This window comes from Streptomyces coelicoflavus (assembly GCF_045041415.1).
GTDB lineage: Bacteria > Actinomycetota > Actinomycetes > Streptomycetales > Streptomycetaceae > Streptomyces > Streptomyces coelicoflavus.
On the sequence record NZ_CP108218.1, the window covers coordinates 1,452,724 to 1,470,413 of the forward strand.

General features: G+C 74.0%; 15 protein-coding genes and 1 pseudogene. 3 read left to right on the forward strand and 13 right to left on the reverse strand.

Going from position 1 to position 17,690, the window contains the following annotated elements:
- Nucleotide 1 precedes the first annotated feature (1 nt).
- The 8 genes from OHA99_RS06455 to OHA99_RS06490 all read right to left on the reverse strand — a co-directional run bounded on the left by OHA99_RS06455 (nt 2) and on the right by OHA99_RS06490 (nt 8,287).
- A complete protein-coding gene (locus OHA99_RS06455) occupies nt 2–643 on the reverse strand; it encodes an SIS domain-containing protein (protein ID WP_405694639.1) in 642 nt (213 codons plus the stop codon).
- Nucleotides 640–1,860, reverse strand: coding sequence for a glycosyltransferase (locus OHA99_RS06460; protein ID WP_405694641.1), 1,221 nt, complete (start codon nt 1,858–1,860; stop codon nt 640–642). The genes OHA99_RS06455 and OHA99_RS06460 overlap by 4 nt, the downstream gene beginning before the upstream one ends.
- The gene (locus OHA99_RS06465; RefSeq protein ID WP_153177262.1) at nt 1,857–2,807 is read right to left on the reverse strand and encodes a glycosyltransferase; all 951 of its coding nucleotides are present in this window, start codon (nt 2,805–2,807) and stop codon (nt 1,857–1,859) included. The genes OHA99_RS06460 and OHA99_RS06465 overlap by 4 nt, the downstream gene beginning before the upstream one ends.
- Nucleotides 2,804–3,811 (reverse strand): glycosyltransferase family 9 protein, encoded by a 1,008-nt coding sequence (locus OHA99_RS06470; protein ID WP_153177263.1) that lies wholly within the window; start codon nt 3,809–3,811, stop codon nt 2,804–2,806. Before OHA99_RS06470 ends, OHA99_RS06465 begins: the two co-directional genes overlap by 4 nt.
- Nucleotides 3,808–4,536, reverse strand: coding sequence for an HAD-IIIA family hydrolase (locus OHA99_RS06475; protein ID WP_153177264.1), 729 nt, complete (start codon nt 4,534–4,536; stop codon nt 3,808–3,810). The genes OHA99_RS06470 and OHA99_RS06475 overlap by 4 nt, the downstream gene beginning before the upstream one ends.
- Complete coding sequence (locus tag OHA99_RS06480; protein WP_153177265.1) at nt 4,533–5,567, reverse strand: glycosyltransferase family 2 protein; 1,035 nt, start codon at nt 5,565–5,567, stop codon at nt 4,533–4,535. The genes OHA99_RS06475 and OHA99_RS06480 overlap by 4 nt, the downstream gene beginning before the upstream one ends.
- Nucleotides 5,564–7,204, reverse strand: a complete 1,641-nt coding sequence (locus tag OHA99_RS06485) for a carbamoyltransferase (protein ID WP_405694643.1) — start codon at nt 7,202–7,204, stop codon at nt 5,564–5,566. Before OHA99_RS06485 ends, OHA99_RS06480 begins: the two co-directional genes overlap by 4 nt.
- Before the next feature lie 120 nt (nt 7,205–7,324).
- On the reverse strand, nt 7,325–8,287 hold the full coding sequence (locus OHA99_RS06490) for an NAD-dependent epimerase/dehydratase family protein (RefSeq protein WP_405698912.1): 963 nt from the start codon (nt 8,285–8,287) through the stop codon (nt 7,325–7,327).
- A 157-nt stretch (nt 8,288–8,444) separates the two neighbouring features.
- Here OHA99_RS06490 and OHA99_RS06495 point away from each other — a divergent pair, with 157 nt between their 5' ends.
- From OHA99_RS06495 to OHA99_RS06505, 3 genes are all read left to right on the forward strand, one after another.
- A complete protein-coding gene (locus OHA99_RS06495) occupies nt 8,445–9,233 on the forward strand; it encodes a polysaccharide deacetylase family protein (RefSeq protein WP_405694644.1) in 789 nt (262 codons plus the stop codon).
- A gap of 21 nt (nt 9,234–9,254) precedes the next feature.
- On the forward strand, nt 9,255–9,695 hold the full coding sequence (locus OHA99_RS06500; protein ID WP_405694645.1) for an SRPBCC family protein: 441 nt from the start codon (nt 9,255–9,257) through the stop codon (nt 9,693–9,695).
- A gap of 85 nt (nt 9,696–9,780) precedes the next feature.
- Nucleotides 9,781–10,662: an endonuclease/exonuclease/phosphatase family protein gene (locus OHA99_RS06505; protein WP_194279879.1), complete on the forward strand. Its 882-nt coding sequence runs from the start codon at nt 9,781–9,783 to the stop codon at nt 10,660–10,662.
- Between the two features lie 52 nt (nt 10,663–10,714).
- Here OHA99_RS06505 and OHA99_RS06510 read toward each other — a convergent pair.
- From OHA99_RS06510 to OHA99_RS06530, 5 genes and pseudogenes are all read right to left on the reverse strand, one after another.
- Nucleotides 10,715–11,863: pseudogene (locus tag OHA99_RS06510) on the reverse strand (XdhC family protein); the annotation flags it as partial.
- Nucleotides 11,864–11,967: 104 nt separating this feature from the next.
- Nucleotides 11,968–13,425, reverse strand: coding sequence for an NCS2 family permease (locus OHA99_RS06515; protein WP_007445472.1), 1,458 nt, complete (start codon nt 13,423–13,425; stop codon nt 11,968–11,970).
- A 152-nt stretch (nt 13,426–13,577) separates the two neighbouring features.
- Entirely contained in the window at nt 13,578–16,052 is a 2,475-nt protein-coding gene (locus OHA99_RS06520; protein ID WP_405694648.1) for a xanthine dehydrogenase family protein molybdopterin-binding subunit, read from the reverse strand.
- The gene (locus OHA99_RS06525; protein WP_405694651.1) at nt 16,049–16,645 is read right to left on the reverse strand and encodes a (2Fe-2S)-binding protein; all 597 of its coding nucleotides are present in this window, start codon (nt 16,643–16,645) and stop codon (nt 16,049–16,051) included. The genes OHA99_RS06520 and OHA99_RS06525 overlap by 4 nt, the downstream gene beginning before the upstream one ends.
- A complete protein-coding gene (locus OHA99_RS06530; protein ID WP_153177271.1) occupies nt 16,645–17,535 on the reverse strand; it encodes a xanthine dehydrogenase family protein subunit M in 891 nt (296 codons plus the stop codon). Before OHA99_RS06530 ends, OHA99_RS06525 begins: the two co-directional genes overlap by 1 nt.
- Nucleotides 17,536–17,690: the final 155 nt, after the last annotated feature.

Sequence of the window (17,690 nt, forward strand, 5' to 3'; positions counted from 1 at the left end):
GTCACCTCCGCTTCCGCTGCGCCGCGCGCCCGGCACGCCCGGCACGCCCGGCGGCACGTGTGCTCCGTACGCCCCGCTCCAGGGCCGCGTCGAAGGCCGCGCAGATCATGTGGACGGCGACGAGGTGGATCTCCTGGACGGTGGCCGTCGACGGGGCCTCGACGCACAGGGATTCGTCGCTGCCCGCCATGAGCGGGTTGGGGGCGCATCCGGTGAGCGCCCAGACCCGTACGCCGGCGGCGCGGGCGGCGTCGGCCGCGGAGAGCAGGTTGGCACTGGCGCCGGACGTGGACAACAGCATCAGGACGTCGCCGTCGCGGCCGTGGGCACGGACCTGGCGGGCGAACACCTCGTCGACGCCGTAGTCGTTGGCGATGGCGGTGGTGGAGGAGGTGTCGGCGTGCAGGGCGATGGCGGAGAACGGCGGGCGGTCGTCGCGGTAGCGGCCGACGAGTTCGGCGGTGAGGTGCTGGGCCTGGGCGGCGCTGCCGCCGTTGCCCGCGGCGAGCAGCCGGCCGCCGCCGCTCAGCACGGCCGCGAGCCGCTCGCCCCAGCGCTGGGTGGTGTGCGCGGAGGCGCGGAACGCCCCCAGCGCGTGCTGGAGTTCGTCGCAGTGCCCGACGACGGGCGGGTGCACGGTCATGACGCCACCTCCGTGGACACGGCGTGGTCGGTGCGGGTCAGGCGGTACACCTGTTCCGCGCCGTCGGCGACGCGTGCCCAGGTGTAGTGCCGCAGGACGCGTTCGCGGCCGTTCCTGCCGTACTGGCGGCGCAGCCGCTCGTCGGAGAGGAGTGCGCGGGCGGCCCCGGCCACCGCCTCGGGGGCCTGCGGGGCGACCAGCCGGCCGGTGACGCCGTCGGCGACGGAGTCGCGGTGGCCGCCGACGTCGGTGGCGAGGACGGGTACGCCGCACGCCATGGCCTCCAGCGGCACGATGCCGAACGGCTCGTACACCGGGGTGCACAGCACCAGGTCGGAGCTGCGGAGCAGGGCGGGCATGTCGTCCGGGTCGACCGCGCCGAGCAGCCGGACCCGGTCGGCCACGCCGGCGCGGCGGGCGACACCGGTGAGGCGCTGCGCCTCGGGTTCGGCCTCCACGGCGCCGGCGGGCGGGCCCCCGGCGATGAGGAGTTCGGTGTCGGGGATGTGGGCCAGGGCGCGGATGGCCTGGTCGTAGCCCTTGCGGGGGACGAGCCGTCCGCAGGCGAGCAGCCGGTGCGGCAGGCGCCGTTCGGGGGTGCGGCCGGTGTCGGCGGCGGGGTGGAAGTGCTCGGCGTCCACGCCGCAGGGCACGACGGACACCAGGCGGGGCGGGACGCCCATGTCGCCGAGTTCGACGACCTCGTCGGTGCAGGTGGCCAGGACCCGTGCGCAGCCGCGGCCGAGTTGCCGCTCGATGCCGATGCGCTCGTACGGGCTGGTGTCCCGCATGCCCTGGTGGCGCCGCTTGACGGTGCCGAGGGCGTGGAAGGTCTGGACGAGCGGGACGCCGTGCGGGCCGGCGCCGATCTGCGAGGCCATGCCGGACATCCAGAAGTGGGCGTGCACCACGTCGGGCCGCTCGCGGGCCCAGGCGCGGGCCAGGTGGGCGCCGAAGGCGGGCATGTGCGGGAAGAGTTCGTCCTTGGGGATCGGCACGGGCGGTCCGGCCGGCACGTGTTCGACGACCGCCCCGCCGGGCAGCGGCACCCGGGCGGGCAGGTCGACGGCGTCCCGGCGGGTGTAGACGGTGACGTCGTGGCCGCGCGCCGCCAACTCCTCGGCGAGACGGGCCACATAGACGTTCTGTCCACCGGCGTCGACGCCGCCGAGCGCGGCGAGGGGGCTCGCGTGCTCGGACACCATGGCGATCCTCATCGGGTCACCTCCTTGAGCAGCCGCTCCCAGTCGTCCAGGAAGCGGGGCAGCCCGTAGTGGGCCAGGGCCGCCGCACGGGCCCCGTCGCCGACGGTCCGCGCGTGCAGCGGGTCGGCGAGGAAGTCGCGTACGGCGTCGGTCAGTACGTCGATGCGGTTGGAGACCACCCCGGCGCCGGGGGGCACGGCCTCGGCGACCTCGGTGGTGGCGAGGGCGACCACGGGCATGCCCAGGTGCATGGCCTCCAGCAGGGACAGGCCGAGGGAGGTCCAGCGGACGGGGTGGACGTAGACGCGGCGGCGGGCCAGTTCGGTGTGCAGGTCGCTCTGGGGGACGTCCTGGGTGCGGCAGCGGTCGGGGGCGACGCCGACGTGCTCGGCGAGGCCTTCGGTGCGCATGCCGAACACGTCGAGCGGGGCGGCCCGGGAGAAGACGGGGAGCAGGTCCGTCCCGGTCGTACGGCCGCGCCGGATCGGCTCGTTGACGACGACGGCGGCGCGTTCCAGTTCACCGGTCCAGCGGTGGCCGGGGTCGACGATGCCGTGCTCGACGACGGCGGTGTCCGTCGGGCCCGCGTCCCACATCAGCCGGTTGAAGTGGGTGACGTGGACGAGGGTGACGCCCGGGATGTCCGCTGCCGGGTGGCGGGTGTGGGGCACGTCGCCGTCGGGCGCGTTGTGCTCCAGGTAGACCAGCGGCGGGCGGCGGCCCAGCCAGCGGTCGACGAGGCCGAGTTCGTGCGGGCGCTGGAGGATCACGAGGTCGATGTCCTCGTCCCGCAGCCGCTCCGGCGGTACTTCGACCACGGAGCCGGGCCAGTCCCAGGTGCGGGCGCGGCCGAGGCCGTCGGGTCCGCGGTCGGGGGTGACGGGGACGAGGTAGGTGTGCGGGCCCTGCACGAAGGCGGTGGTCCACGACCCGTGCACGTGCCAGATCAGGATCCTCATGTCTCCCCCATCGGATGCTCGACGGCCATCAGCTTCTCGACGGCGGCGGCCACGTCGGTGGCCGTGACGGTGTCCAGGCAGGGGTGCCCGGGGACGGGGCAGTCCCGGGCCCTGCTGCCGGCGCAGGGCGCGTCCTGGTCGCCGAGCAGGACGTAGGGGACGCCGTACGGGCGCCAGCGCTCGGCCGGGACGACGGGGGCGAACAGGGAGACGACGGGGGTGCCGACGGCGGCGGCGAGGTGGGCGGGCGCCGTGTTGCCGGTGACGACCACCCGGGCGCCCGCGACGACTCCGGCCAGTGAGGGGGCGTCGGTGCGGCCGCCGAGGTCGGTGCCGTGCCGGCCGGCGACGTGTGCGGTGAGGTCGCGCTCGCCGGGGCTGCCGGTGACCAGCACGCGGTGTCCGGCGGCGGCGAGTTCGCGTACGGCCTCGGCGGCGCGCTCGGGGCTCCAGGCGCGGGCGGGGACGCTGGCGCCGGGGTGCAGGACGACGTAGGGGCCGGGGCCGGTGAGGGCGGCGGCGGACGGCGGCGGGTGCACGCGCAGCCGTCCGTCGTCGGGGCGGGGGAACCCGGCCGCCTCGGCGAGGTCGAGCGCGGCCTCGGTCTCGTGGGCGTGCGGGGCGCGCCGGTGGCGCAGGTCGAGGAGCGAGCCGGGGTAGTCCACGCTGTCCGCGGCGATGTACCGGACACCGGCCAGGCGCAGCACCAGGGCGGTGGGCAGCGGGGACTGGTGGAAGGAGGTGAGGACGAGGGCCGCGTCCGCGTCGATCCGGTTCACGAGCGCGTCGATGTCCTCGCGGCTGACGTCGGGCGGCGCGAACCCGCCCCAGGGCGCCTCCCACACCAGCACCTCGTCGACGCCGGGCAGCAGCCGGGCGGCGGGCGCGCCGCGCGACCCGCACAGCATGGTCACGTGGTCGGCCCGGGCGGCGACGGCGCGCACGGCGGGTCCGGCGAGCAGGACGTCGCCGAAGCTGTCGAGCCGGGTGACGAGCACCTTCATTCCGGCCTCCCGGGGCTGTCGTCGACGGCCCGGACACGTCCGGCCCCGGGGGTGAAGGCGCCGCGCCCGGGGGCGGTGGCCGGGGGGATCGTCGCGGGTCCAGGGGGGTCTGCGGCCCGTGGGCCGCCGGTCTCCGCGGCCGGCCCGTACGCCGCCTCGATGGGCCGCTCGTCGGCCAGGACCCGGCCCTTGGGCGGGCCGTTGAGGATCGCCCGTACGGCGGTGAGGAGGTCCGGGGCGACGTGGGCCGCGGCGGCCGTCTCCTCGGGACGGGTGCGGTCGTTGGGGACGAGGATGCCGTGGGCGCCGGCGCGTTCGGCGGCCTCCATGTCCGCCCCGATGTCGCCGACGACGACGCAGTCGGCGGGGCCGGCGCAGACGCGTCCGGCGGCCCACAGGACCATGCCGGGCTGCGGCTTGCGGCAGTGGCAGCCGTCGTCGGGGCCGTGCGGGCAGACCGCCCAGACGTCGAAGGGGCCGATCAGCTCGTCGACGCGGCGGTTGACGCGCCGGACGTCGCCGTCGCTGATCAGGCCGCGGGCCACGCCGGACTGGTTGGTGACGACGCCGACGCCGATGCCGTGCTCGCGCAGCAGCGCCACCGCCTCGCGGGCCCCGTCGACGGGCCGGACCAGGTCCGGGTCGCCGTTGTGGGGGACGTCGTGGACGAGGGTGCCGTCGCGGTCGAAGAGGACGGCCTTCACCCGGTTTCCGGCGGGGCTCATGCGGCCACCTCCCGCCAGGCGGGCGCGGCCCGGTGGCGCCAGAGTCCGCTGAGCCGGTGCCAGGTCGCGGCGGGCGGGATGAGCGCGCTGGTGACCAGCATGGTCGTGATCTCGTGCCGGGTGCGCGGTCCGGGCGCGATGCGGGCCCAGGCGAACTCGGCGGTGCCCGCGGCCCAGCCGGCCCCGGCGAGGGCGGCGGCCCGGGGGCGCCCGGCCGCGGCGAGGACGAGGGCCGCGGTACCGGCGGCGGTGATCGCGGCGTGGCGCCGGATGCGGCCCCGGGGCGCGACCGCCTTGGCCCACCAGTCGGGGCCGTGCAGACGCCGCATCAGGGCGTCGTCGGCGTTGCCGCGCTGCTGCTTCAGGGAGACCCAGCGTGCGGCGGGGCGTACGGGGTGGCGGGTGGTGCGGCGGCCCCGCCGGATGCGCCAGCCCGCGTCGAGGACGCGCAGCGCGAGGTCGGCGTCCTCGCGGAAGGCGCGGGTGAAGCGTTCGTCGAAGCCGTCGACCTGTTTGAGCACGTCGGTGCGGTAGGCCATGTCGGCGGTGATCCACCGGGCGCGCGCGAGGCCCGCGGTGCCGCGCTCCCAGTCGGTGGGGCGGCGCTCGCCCGGCAGCGGTACGGCGATCACGCCCTGTACGGCGCCGGTGTCGGGGGCCGCCTCGGCGAGGTCCTGGATCAGCTGGTCGCACCAGTGCGGGCCGACCTGGACGTCGTCGTCGAGGAAGGCGGTCCAGGGCGAAGTGACCGCGCGGGCGCCGGTGTTGCGGGCGGCGGCGGGACCGCGTCCCCCGCTGCGCAGCACCACCGTGCGTTCGCGCAGGTCGCCGAGGACGGTCAGGGCGTGCTCCAGCGCGTCCGGGTCGGCGTCGGGGTCGGGCCGGTCGTCGACCAGGACGATCTCGTCGGGGTCGGGTCCGTGTGCGGCGACCAGCGCGGCCAGGCAGTCGGCCAGCGTGTCGCGGACGAGGGTGGGGACGACGACGGCGTACCCGGTGCGCGGGCCGCCGGTCCCGGGGGCGGCGCTCATCGGAACGCCCGTCCCCGGCGCACCGCGAAGGGGCCGATGGCCAGCAGGTCCACGGGCGCCGAGCCGAAGCACTCCAGCGCGTCGCGCGGGTCGTCGACCATGGGCCGCCCGGCGGTGTTGAGGCTGGTGTTGACGACGACCGGCAGCCCGGTGCGCCGTTCGAAGGCGGCCAGCATCCGCGCGACGAGCGGCTCGCGGCGCTCCTCGACGGTCTGGATGCGGGCGGTGCCGTCGACGTGCACGACGGCCGGAATGCGGTCGCGCCAGACGGGGGCGACGTCGTGCACGAAGAGCATGTACGGGCTGGGCATCGGCCCGGTGAAGATGTCGGCGGCGCGGTCGGCGAGCACCATGGGCGCGACGGGGCGGAACTCCTCGCGGCCCTTGACGTGGTTGAGGCGTTCGAGGTTCTCCGCACGGCCGGGGTGGGCCATCAGGGAGCGGTGCCCGAGGGCGCGCGGCCCGAACTCGCTGCGCCCCTGGAACCAGGCGACGACGCCGTCCCGGGCCAGTTCCTCGGCGACGGTCACGGCGATGTCGTCCGGCTCCTCGTAGGGGATCGCGGCCGTCTCCAGCCAGGCGCGGATCTCGTCGTCGCTCCAGCCGCGGCCGAGGTCGGCGCCGGGCATCGGCTCGGGCGATGCGCCCTCCTGGGCGGCGGCCACGTGCAGGGCTCCGCCGAGGGCGGTGCCGGCGTCACCGGCGGCGGGCTGCACCCACACGTGCCGGTACGGACCGCGGGCCGCGATCTCGGAGTTGGCGACGCAGTTCAGCGCGACGCCGCCCGCCATGGTCAGGGCCTCGCCGCCGGCCTCGCCGTGCAGCCAGTGGACGAGTTCGAGGAGCAGTTCCTCGAGGACGGCCTGGGTGCTCGCCGCGAGGTCGGCGTGGTCCTTCGTCCAGTCCTCGCCCTTGGCGCGCGGCGGGGCGAGGGCCGCCCAGTCGACGCCGTGGGCGCGGAAGCCGCCGTCGCCGGTGGCGTGGATGTGCTCACGGAGCCGGTCGAGGTGGCGGGGGGTGCCGTAGGAGGCGAGGGCCATCACCTTGTACTCGTCGCTGCTGCGCAGGAAGCCGAGGTGCTCGGTCAGTTCCTCGTAGACCAGGCCGAGCGAGTGCGGCAGCGCCTGCGTGGCCAGGACGTCGAGCTTGCCGTCGCGGTAGCGGCCGGCCAGGTGGGAGGCGGACTCGCCGCGGCCGTCGAGGACGAGGACGTCGTTGTCGGGGTGCGGTGAGGCCGGTCCGGCGGAGGCGGCGTGCGCCACGTGGTGCGGGACGAAGACGACCCGGTCGGGATCGAGGCCGGGCAGCGCCTCGGCGAGGAACTCGGGGGCGCGGCGGGCGTATTCGAGCCGCAGCGGGTCCCAGGGGTCGTCCAGGCCCAGGTCGCGGGCGGGCCGGGCGAGCTTGGGGTCGAAGGAGTACGCGACGGCGTCCAGCTCCCCCGGCCGCACCCCGGCGTGCTCCAGGCACCACCGCGCCGACAGTTCCGGGACCTCCCAGGCGGAGAACGGCACCGGGCGCTTGCCGTGCTTGCGCCGGCTGAACCGCTCCTCCTCGGCGGCCGCGACGGTCCGGCCGTCGACGACGAGCGCGGCGGCCGGGTCGTGGAACAGGGCGTTGACACCAAGGATGCGCATGGGGCGGGCTCCTCTCTCGGTGTCGTGGGTGCCGCGGGGCGGTTGCCTCAAACACTTGGAGACAGGGCACTTCCGGAGAAAGGCGGATGTATCACCCTAAGTAGCCCTTTTGCGCCTGCCTCAGGCGGCGACGGCGTGCGCGAACCAGCCGATGGTGCGCTCCAGCCCCTCGCTCCAGCTCACGACCGGCCGCCAGCCCAGCCGCTCCCGGGCCAGCGTGGTGTCCGGCTTGCGCCGGCCCGGGTCGTCGACGGGGCGTTCGACGAAGCGGATGCGGGAGCCGGAGCCGGTGAGGTCCACGACCCGGCGGGCCAGTTCCAGCATGGTGATCTCGTCGTCGCCGCCGATGTTCATCGGCCCGCTCTCCCCGGACGCGGCGAGGGCCAGGACGCCCGCCACGGTGTCGTCGACGTAGCACAGGGAGCGGGTCTGGCCGCCGTCTCCGGCGACGGTGAGCGGCATGCCGTCCAGGGCCTGCGCGATGAAGTTCGGGACGGCCCGGCCGTCTCCGGTGCGCATGCGGGGGCCGTAGGTGTTGAAGATCCGGACGATGGCGGCGTCGGTGCCGTACACCTGGCGGTGCGCGGTGACCAGGGCCTCGGCGAAGCGCTTGGACTCGTCGTAGACGCTGCGCGGCCCGACCGGATTGACGTTGCCCCAGTACGTCTCGCGCTGCGGATGCTCCAGCGGGTCGCCGTAGATCTCGGAGGTGGAGGCCAGCAGGAAGCGGGCGCCGTCGGCGTGGGCCCGCTCCAGGGCGTTGCGGGTGCCGGTGCTGCCTACGTCGAGGGTCTCCAGGGGCAGCCGGAGGTAGTCGGCGGGCGAGGCGGGGCAGGCGAAGTGCAGGACCAGGTCGAACCGGCCGGGCAGGCCGCGCAGGGCCGCCGGGTCGGTGGCGTCGGCCCGGACGAACCGGAATCCGCGCCGCCGCTCCAGGTCGGCCACGTTGGCGCGGGAGCCGGTGGCCAGGTTGTCGAGGCAGACGACGTCGGTGCTGGAGTCGAGCAGGCGACCGCACAGGTGGGATCCCACGAATCCGGCTCCGCCGGTCACCAGTGCCCGACGCCAGACGTGACCGTCCACGGGGGTCTCGCTCACGGGGTCCTCCTCGCTCTCAAAACGTCACGCATGTGTCGGTTTGAGTAGCCCGGCCGACCCGCCACTACCTCGAACAGTCATTCGCAAGCACGCCTCGGGGGCGCTATAAACAGCGTATATACTCGCTGCGTATAGTCCTCGCATGCTTTCGCTGACCAGGAAGATGACAAAAACGGGGACCAGGTTGCGCGCGCTCGCGACCTTCACTGCCGCCGCCTCGCTGACCCTCGCGCTGAGCGGTTGCACCAAGCTGGAGACCGAATCTCCCAGCTCCGTCCGGAACGCCGCCGACACCCAGGCCCGGTCGACCTCGCTCGGCACCGTCGACTGCGCGCACACCAAGTGCATCGCACTCACCTTCGACGCCGGACCGAGCGAGAACTCCGCGCGGCTGCTCGACATACTCAAGGAGAAGCAGGTCCCGGCGACCTTCTTCCTGCTGGGCAAGCGCCACATCGACACCTATCCCGAACTTGTCAGGCGCATGGCCGACGAAGGCCACGAGGTGGCCAGCCACACCTGGACGCACAAGATCCTCACCGACGCCGACCCGGACGAGATACGGGACGAGCTGGAGCGCCCGAACAAGGAGATAGAGCGCCTCACGGGCAAGCGCCCCACGCTGATGCGCCCGCCGCAGGGCCGCACGGACGACACGGTGCACGACATCTGCCGTGAGCTGGGTCTCGCCGAGGTGCTGTGGAGCGTGACCGCCAAGGACTACAAGACGAACGACTCCGACCTGATCACCGAGCGGGTACTGGACCAGTCGTCCCGGGACGGCATCATCCTGCTGCACGACATCTACGACGGCACCGTGCCCGCCGTACCCGGCATCATCGACGCGCTCAAGAAGCGCGGCTACGTCTTCGTGACGGTCCCCCAGCTGATGGCCCCCGGGAAGGCCGAGCCGGGCAAGGTGTACCGCTGACGGACGTGCCACGATCGCCCCGTGGCCACCTTCTCGATCGACCGCAGCGTGCCGCTCGCCCCGGACGAGGCCTGGCGCCGGCTCACCCGGTGGGGGCGGCACGGCGACACCGTGCCGCTGACCCGGGTCACCGCCCGCCCGCCCGGACCCACCCGCCGGGGCACGCTGGTCGTGGCCCGTACGGGCGCCGGACTGCTCGCCTTCGACGACGCGATGGAGGTGACGGTCTGGCAGCCGCCCCGGGGAGAGGCCCCCGGCCGGTGCCGGCTGGAGAAGCGCGGCCGGGTGGTCCGGGGCTGGGCGGAGATCGAGGTCCGGACGGGGCCCGGCGGCCGGGCGCGGGTGGTGTGGCGCGAGGAGCTGGACGTCCGGCTCCTCCCGGCCCTCTTCGACGGCGTCCTGGCCCGCTCGGGGCGCCTCGTCTTCGGCCGCACGGTCGACCATCTGCTGCGGCGCCCGTGAACCGGGGGTTGCGGACGGGGGACGGGCCGCGGACGAGTTCGCGCCGCGGGCCTTGCGGACGCCGTTTCCCGCGTACCGTGCCGACATGTCTCCGAGAGCGCGCACCTTCATCCAACTGTCCGTCACCGGCGCCCTGTTGACCCTGGCCGTGACGGCACCGCCCGCCTCCGCCGCCGACCGGGGCCACTCGGTCCCGTTGCGCATCGCCACCTACAACATCCACGCCGGGGCGGGCTCGGACGGCGTCTTCGACCTCGACCGGCAGGCCGCCGCGCTGCGCGCCCTCGACGCGGACGTGATCGGCCTCCAGGAGGTCGACGTGCACTGGGGAGCCCGCAGCCAGGGGCTCGACGTGGCCGGGGAGCTGGCGCGACGGCTCGGCATGCGGGTGTCGTTCGCGCCGATCTACAGCCTCGACCCGGTGACGGCCGGTGAGCCCCGGCGCGAGTACGGCGTGGCGGTGCTGTCCCGCTTCCCGGTCCGTTCCGCGACGAACCACGAGATCACGCGCCTGTCCACGCAGGACGAGAACCCGGTGCCGGCCCCCGCGCCCGGGTTCGGCGAGGTGACGCTCAAGGTGCGCGGCGTGCCGGTACAGGTGTTCGTCACCCACCTCGACTACCGGGCGGACCCGGCGGTGCGCGCGGCCCAGGTCGCCGACACCCGGCGGATCATGGCCCGCGAGCGGGCGGAGCTCCCGGGTGCCCGCCAGTTCCTGCTCGGCGACTTCAACGCCGAGCCCTCGGCACCCGAGCTGGCACCGCTGTGGAAGGAGCTGCGGGACGCGGGCACCGGGACCCCGGCCACGTATCCCGCCGAGGCGCCGGTGAAGCGGATCGACTACGTGACCGTGGGCGAGGGCGTACGGGTGCGCGACGTCGCGGTGCCGGAGGAGCCCACGGCCTCGGACCACCGGCCGGTGGTCGCGGAGGTGTCGCTGGTCAGGAGGGCGCCCGGCCGGGGCTGAGGCCGGCTCGGGCTCGGCGGAGCCACCGGCCCGCGCCGCGCACGGGAACCTGTGCCACCGGCCCGACGCGCCCCGCCGGTGCCGCCGGGCCGTCGTGGTGGATGGGGGTGTGGGCGCCGGTCAGGGCGGCGCCCGTGCCGCCGTGGCGGGCCGCGACGATCTCGGCCGCGATGGACAGGGCCGTCTCCTCCGGCGTGCGGGCGCCGAGGTCGAGGCCGATGGGCGACCTGAGGCGGGCCAGCTCCAGGTCGCTCACGCCGGCCTCGCGCAGCCGGGCCTCGCGGTCCAGGTGGGTGCGGCGGGAGCCCATCGCGCCGACGTAGGCCACCGGGAGGCGCAGCGCCAGCCGGAGCAGCGGGATGTCGAACTTGGCGTCGTGGGTCAGGACGCACAGCACCGTGCGCGCGTCGACCTCGGTGCGCGCAAGGTACTCGTGGGGCCACTCGGCGACGATCTCGTCCGCGTCCGGGAAGCGGGCCGGGGTGGCGAAGACGGGGCGGGCGTCGCACACGGTCACGTGGTACCCGAGGAACGTGCCGACCCGCGCCAGTGCCGAGGCGAAGTCGATCGCGCCGAAGACGATCATGCGGGGCGCCGGGACGGAGGTCTCGACGAGCAGGGTGAGGGGTGCTCCGCAGCGCGAGCCCTGCTCACCGATCTCCAGCGTGCCGGTGCGCCCGGCGTCCAGGAAGGCGCCCGCCTCGGCGGCCGCCGTGCGGTCCAGCTCGGGGTGGCCGCCGAGGCCGCCGGTGCGGGAGCCGTCCGCCCGGACGACCAGCGCGCGACCCAGCAGCTCCGCCGGGCCGCTGACGACCCGGGCGACGGCCGCCGTCTCCCCGTGTGCGGCGGCGGCGAGCGCGGCGGCCAGGGCCGGGCGGGCGGGGTCCGCCGCCCGTACCGGGGTGACGAGGACGTCGATGACCCCGCCGCAGGTCAGGCCCACGGCGAAGGCGTCCTCGTCGCTGTACCCGAAGCGCTCCACAACGGTTTCGCCGTCCTGGAGGGCCTGTCGGCACAGCTCGTACACGGCTCCCTCCACGCACCCGCCGGAGACCGAGCCGACCGCCGTGCCGTCGGCGTCCACCGCGAGGGCGGCGCCGGTGGGCCGGGGGGCGCTGCCGCCGACGGCCACCACGGTGGCCACGGCGAAGTCGCGCCCCTGCTCGACCCACCGGTGCAGCTCGTCGGCGATGTCCAGCATCTGTCGGCCCTCCTCGGTCCTTACGGCCCTCCGGTCCTCCGGTCCTCCTCGAACCTTCCGGTCTCCTCGGACAACGGGTACGTGAAGGGTTCCCGTCGTGGCGGCTAGTGCACGCCCATCCAGCTCTCGATCGGGTTGAGCGCGAAGTAGACGATGAAGATCACCGTCAGGCCCCACATGAACGCGCCGATCTCCCGCGCCTTGCCCTGCGCGACCTTGATGGCGACGTAGGAGATGACGCCCGCGGCGACACCGGCCGTGATGGAGTACGTGAACGGCATCAGGACCACGGTCAGGAAGACCGGGATCGCGGTGGCCCGGTCGGCCCAGTCCACGTGCCGGGCGTTCATCATCATCATCGCGCCGATGACCACCAGGGCCGCCGAGGCGACCTCCTGCGGCACGATCGCGGTGATCGGGGTGAAGAAGAGGCAGGCCGCGAAGAACAGGCCGGTGACGACGGAGGCCAGCCCGGTGCGGGCCCCCTCGCCGACTCCGGTCGCGGACTCGACGAAGACGGTCTGGCCGGAGCCGCCCGCCACACCGCCGATGGCACCGCCGGCGCCGTCGATGAACAGCGCCTTCGACAGTCCGGGCATGCGGCCCTTGTCGTCGGCGAGCTTGGCCTCGGTGCCGACGCCGATGATGGTGGCCATCGCGTCGAAGAACCCGGCGAGCACCAGCGTGAACACGATCATGCCGACCGTCATCACGCCGACGTCGCCCCAGCCGCCGAACTCCAGGCTGCCGAAGAGCGAGAAGTCCGGCATGGAGACCGCGCTGCCGTGCAGCTCGGGGGCGCCGTTGGCCCACTGTTTGGGGTCGATGACCCCGGTGGCGTTCAGGATCGCGGCGACGATCGTGCCGGTGACGATGCCGATCAGGATGGCGCCGGGCATGTTGCGGGCCTGGAGCATGAAGATCAGGAGCAGGGTGCCCGCGAAGAGCAGGACGGGCCAGCCGGCGAGTTCGCCCGCAGGGCCGAGGGTGAGCGGGGTCGCCTTGCCCGCGTGGACGAAGCCGCCCTTGACCAGGCCGATGATGGCGATGAACAGGCCGATGCCCATGGTGATGCCGTGCTTGAGGGCGAGCGGGATCGCGTTCATGATCATCTCGCGGAGCCCGGTGACCACGAGCAGCATGATCACCACGCCGTACATCACACACATGCCCATGGCCTGCGGCCAGGTCATCTGCGGGACGACCTGCCCGGCGATCACGCCGGAGACCGAGAGCCCGGCGGCCAGGGCGAGCGGCACCTTGCCGACGAAGCCCATCAGGAGCGTGGTGAGCGCCGCGGCGAAGGCCGTCGCGGTGATCAGGGCCTTCTGGCCCAGGGTGTCGCCCGCCGCGTCCTTGCCGGACAGGATGACGGGGTTGAGCAGGACGATGTACGCCATCGCCATGAAGGTGGTGATGCCGCCGCGCACCTCACGCGCGACCGTCGATCCCCGGTGGGATATGTGAAAGTACCGGTCGAGCCAAGACCGTCCGCCGGGGACGCGGGAACCCGCGCCCGCGTCTTCGGCGGTGATCTTGGGCTCCACTGACTGCTGGGTCATGGGGCCGTCTCCCAAGGTTCATAGGTGCACCCGTCCGGCCGCTGGGGCGGCCGCGGGATTTGGGATATGCACGACCCGGGGGACGGCCCGAGACGAACGCATGTGGTCTTACTCAGAACGGTGGAACGGTGGAACGGTGGAACGGTGGTACTTCAAGTACCGCGAGCGGAGCGGGACTTGGTCGGTGCTCCGGGCGGCGCGGAGGGTGTGACGTTCCGTGCGCCGCCCGGAGGGTCTTGGTCCGCCGCCGTGCCGGTGAGGTGTTCCGGTCGTACGGGCGTGCGGTCGAGCGCCAGCCCGGTCGCGTCCCTGACGGCCGCGAGGACCGCCGGGGTGGACGACAGGGTGGGTGCCTCGCCGACTCCGCGCAGCCCGTAGGGCGCGTGGTCGTCGGCGAGTTCGAGCACGTCGACCGGTAGGGCCGGCGTGTCGAGGATCGTGGGGAGGAGATAGTCCGTGAAGGACGGGTTCCTGACCTTGGCGGTCACGGGGTCGACGACGATCTCCTCCATCACCGCGATGCCCAGGCCCTGGACGGTGCCGCCCTGGATCTGGCCGACCACGGAGAGCGGGTTCAGCGCCTTGCCGACGTCCTGGGCGCAGGCCAGCTCGATCACCTTGACCAGGCCCAGTTCGGTGTCGACCTCGACGACGGCGCGGTGCGCGGCGAAGGAGTACTGGACGTGACCGTTGCCCTGGCCGGTGCGCAGGTCGAACGGTTCGGTCGGCCGGTGCCGCCACTCCTCCTCGACCTCGACCACCTCGTCCTCCAGGACGTCCACGAGGTCGGCCAGGACCTCGCCGCCGTCGGTGACGACCTTGCCGCCCTCCAGGAGCAGTTCGGCGGTGGCCCAGGCGGGGTGGTACGGGCCGAGCCTGCGGCGGCCGATCTCCAGGACCCGCTCGCGCACGAGCTCGCAGGCGTGCTTGATCGCGCCGCCGGTGACGTAGGTCTGCCGGGAGGCCGACGTCGAACCGGCCGAGCCCACCCGGGTGTCGGCGGGCCGGATGGTGACCTCGGCGACGCCCAGTTCGGTGCGGGCGATCTGCGCGTGGACGGTGACGCCGCCCTGGCCGACCTCCGCCATCGCGGTGTGCACGGTGACGACGGGCCGGCCTCCGGCGACCTCCAGGCGGACCCGGGCGGTGGAGTAGTCGTCGAAGCCCTCGGAGAAGCCGACGTTCTTGATGCCGACCGCGTAGCCGACGCCGCGGACGACGCCCTCGCCGTGGGTGGTGTTGGACAGACCGCCGGGCAGCTGCCGTACGTCGGCGCCCTCGCTGGACTCCCACTGGCGCTCCGGCGGCATCGGCATCGCCTTGACGCGGCGCAGGAGTTCGGCGACCGGCGCCGGGGAGTCGACGGGCTGTCCCGTGGGCATGAGCGTGCCCTGCTCCATGGCGTTGATCCGGCGGAACTCCACGGGGTCCAGGCCGAGTTCGGCCGCCACCTTGTCCATCTGCGCCTCGTAGGCGAAGCACGCCTGGACCGCGCCGAAGCCGCGCATGGCACCGCAGGGCGGGTTGTTGGAGTAGAGGGCGAGGGCCTCGATGTCCACGTCCTCGCACACGTACGGTCCGACCGAGAGCGAGGCGGCGTTGCCGACGACCGCCGGGGAGGCGGAGGCGTAGGCGCCGCCGTCCAGGACGATGCGGCACTTCACGTGGGTGAGCCGGCCGTCGCGGGTGGCGCCGTGCTCGTAGTGGAGCCGGGCGGGGTGGCGGTGGACGTGGCCGAAGAAGGACTCGAACCGGTTGTAGACGATCTTGACGGGCTTGCCGGTGCGGAGCGCGAGGAGGCAGGCGTGGATCTGCATCGACAGGTCCTCGCGGCCGCCGAAGGCGCCGCCGACGCCGGACAGCGTCATCCGCACCTTGTCCTCGGGCAGGCCGAGCACGGGGGCGATCTGGCGCAGGTCGGAGTGGAGCCACTGGGTGGCGATGTAGAGGTCGACGCCGCCGTCCTCGCCGGGCACCGCGAGACCCGACTCGGGGCCGAGGAAGGCCTGGTCCTGCATGCCGAAGTGGTAGTCGCCCTCGACGATCACGTCGGCGCGTGCGGCGGCCGCGGCGGCGTCGCCGCGCACGATCGGCTGGCGGTGCACGATGTTGGGGTGCGGGACGTGGCCACTGTGGTGGTCGTCGCGGTGCTCGTGGACGAGGACCGCACCGGGGGCGGTCGCGGAGGCCTCGTCGGTGACGAGGGGCAGTTCCCGGTACTCCACCTTGATCTTCGCGGCGGCGCGGCGTGCGGTCTCCGGGTGGTCGGCGGCGACGATCGCGACCGGCTCGCCGTGGTGGCGGACCTTGCCGTGGGCGAGGACCGGGGTGTCCTGGATCTCCAGCCCGTAGTGGCGCACGTCGGTGGGCAGGTCGTCGTACGTCATGACGGCGTGGACGCCGGGGGTGGCGAGCGCCTCGCCGGTGTCGATGGAGACGATCTCGGCGTGCGCGACGGTGGAGCGCAGGATCTGGCCCCAGAGCATGTCCTCGTGCCACATGTCGGACGCGTACGCGAACTCGCCGGTGACCTTGAGGACGCCGTCCGGGCGGAGCGTGGACTCGCCGATGCCGCCCCTGGTCGTGGAGCCCTGGGTGAGGCCGGCGGGTGCGCCGTTGGCGGTCATGCTCCGGCCCCCTCGGAACGGCGGGCCGCGGCCAGACGGACCGCGTCCATGATCTTCTCGTAGCCGGTGCAGCGGCACAGGTTGCCGGACAGCGCCTCGCGGATGTCCTCGTCGGTCGGGTCCGGGTGGTGCTCCAGCATCTCGTCGGCGGCGACCAGCAGTCCTGGTGTGCAGAAGCCGCACTGGACGGCGCCGGCGTCGAGGAAGGCCTGCTGGATCGGCGCCAGTTCGATGTTCTCGCCGGTCTGCGAGTCGGTGCCCCGGGCCTGCCACCGCCGGGCCGCGTCGAGCGAGGCGCTCTCGCCGGCCCGGGCACCCGTCGTGGTGCCGCCCTCGGCGCGCTGCCGGGCGTACTCGGCGAGGCCCTCGACGGTGACGACCTCGCGGCCCTCGGCCTGTCCGGCGGCGACGAGGCAGGAGCAGACCGGCACGCCGTCCAGGCGGACCGTGCAGGAGCCGCACTCGCCCTGCTCGCAGGCGTTCTTGGAGCCGGGCAGGCCCATCCGCTCGCGCAGTACGTACAGCAGGGACTCGCCCTCCCAGACGTCGTCGGCCTCCTGCGGACGCCCGTTGACGGTGAGGTTGACACGCATCACGCGGCTCCTTCCGTGGTGCGGCGGGCGCCGCGGTACGACTCCCAGGTCCAGGTGAGCGTCCGGCGCGCCATGACGCCGACCGCGTGGCGGCGGTAGGCGGCGGTGCCGCGGACGTCGTCGATCGGGTTGCAGGCGGCGGCGCACAGGTCCGCGAACCGCTTGACGGCCGAGGGGGTGACGACCTTCCCGTTGTCCCAGAAGCCGCCCTCCTCGAGCGCCGCGTTCAGGAACTCCTCGGCGGCCGTGGCGCGGATCGGGGTCGGCGCGGCCGAGCCGATGCCGGTGCGGACGGTGCGCGTGTCCGGGTGCAGGGCGAGACCGAAGGCGCACACGGCGATGACCATGGCGTTGCGGGTACCGACCTTGGAGAACTGCTGCGGTCCGTCGGCCCTCCTGACGTGCACGGCGCGGATCAGCTCGTCGGGCGCCAGCGCGTTGCGCTTCACGCCGGTGTAGAACGCGTCGATCGGGATGCGCCGGGTGCCGCGCACCGACTCGGCCTCGACCTCGGCGCCGGCGGCGAGCAGCGCCGGGTGGGCGTCGCCGGCCGGGGAGGCGGTGCCGAGGTTCCCGCCCACGCCGCCGCGGTTGCGGATCTGCGGGGAGGCGACCGTGTGCGAGGCGAGGGCGAGACCCGGCAGCTCGGTGCGGAGGTCCTCCATGATCCGGGTGTAGGGCACGGAGGCACCGAGCCGTACGGAGTCCTCGCCGACCTCCCACTCGGTCAGGTCGGCGACACGGTTCAGGTCCATGAGGTACTCGGGCCTGCGGTGGTCGAAGTTGATCTCGACCATCACGTCGGTACCGCCCGCGATCGGCACAGCGGTGGGGTGCTCGGCCTTCGCGGCGAGCGCCTCCTCCCAGCTGGCGGGGCGAAGGAAGTCCATGACCGGCTCTCTTCCTCGTCTGATCGGGGGTAAGGGGTCGATCGGGGGCGTACGGATTGAGCCACACGCGGGTACCGGGGGCCCGGCTCGTTCATGTGCTGTTCACGTGGAATGGCCTCAGTACACCGCCGTGTGCTCCACCGGGGTCAGTCGCA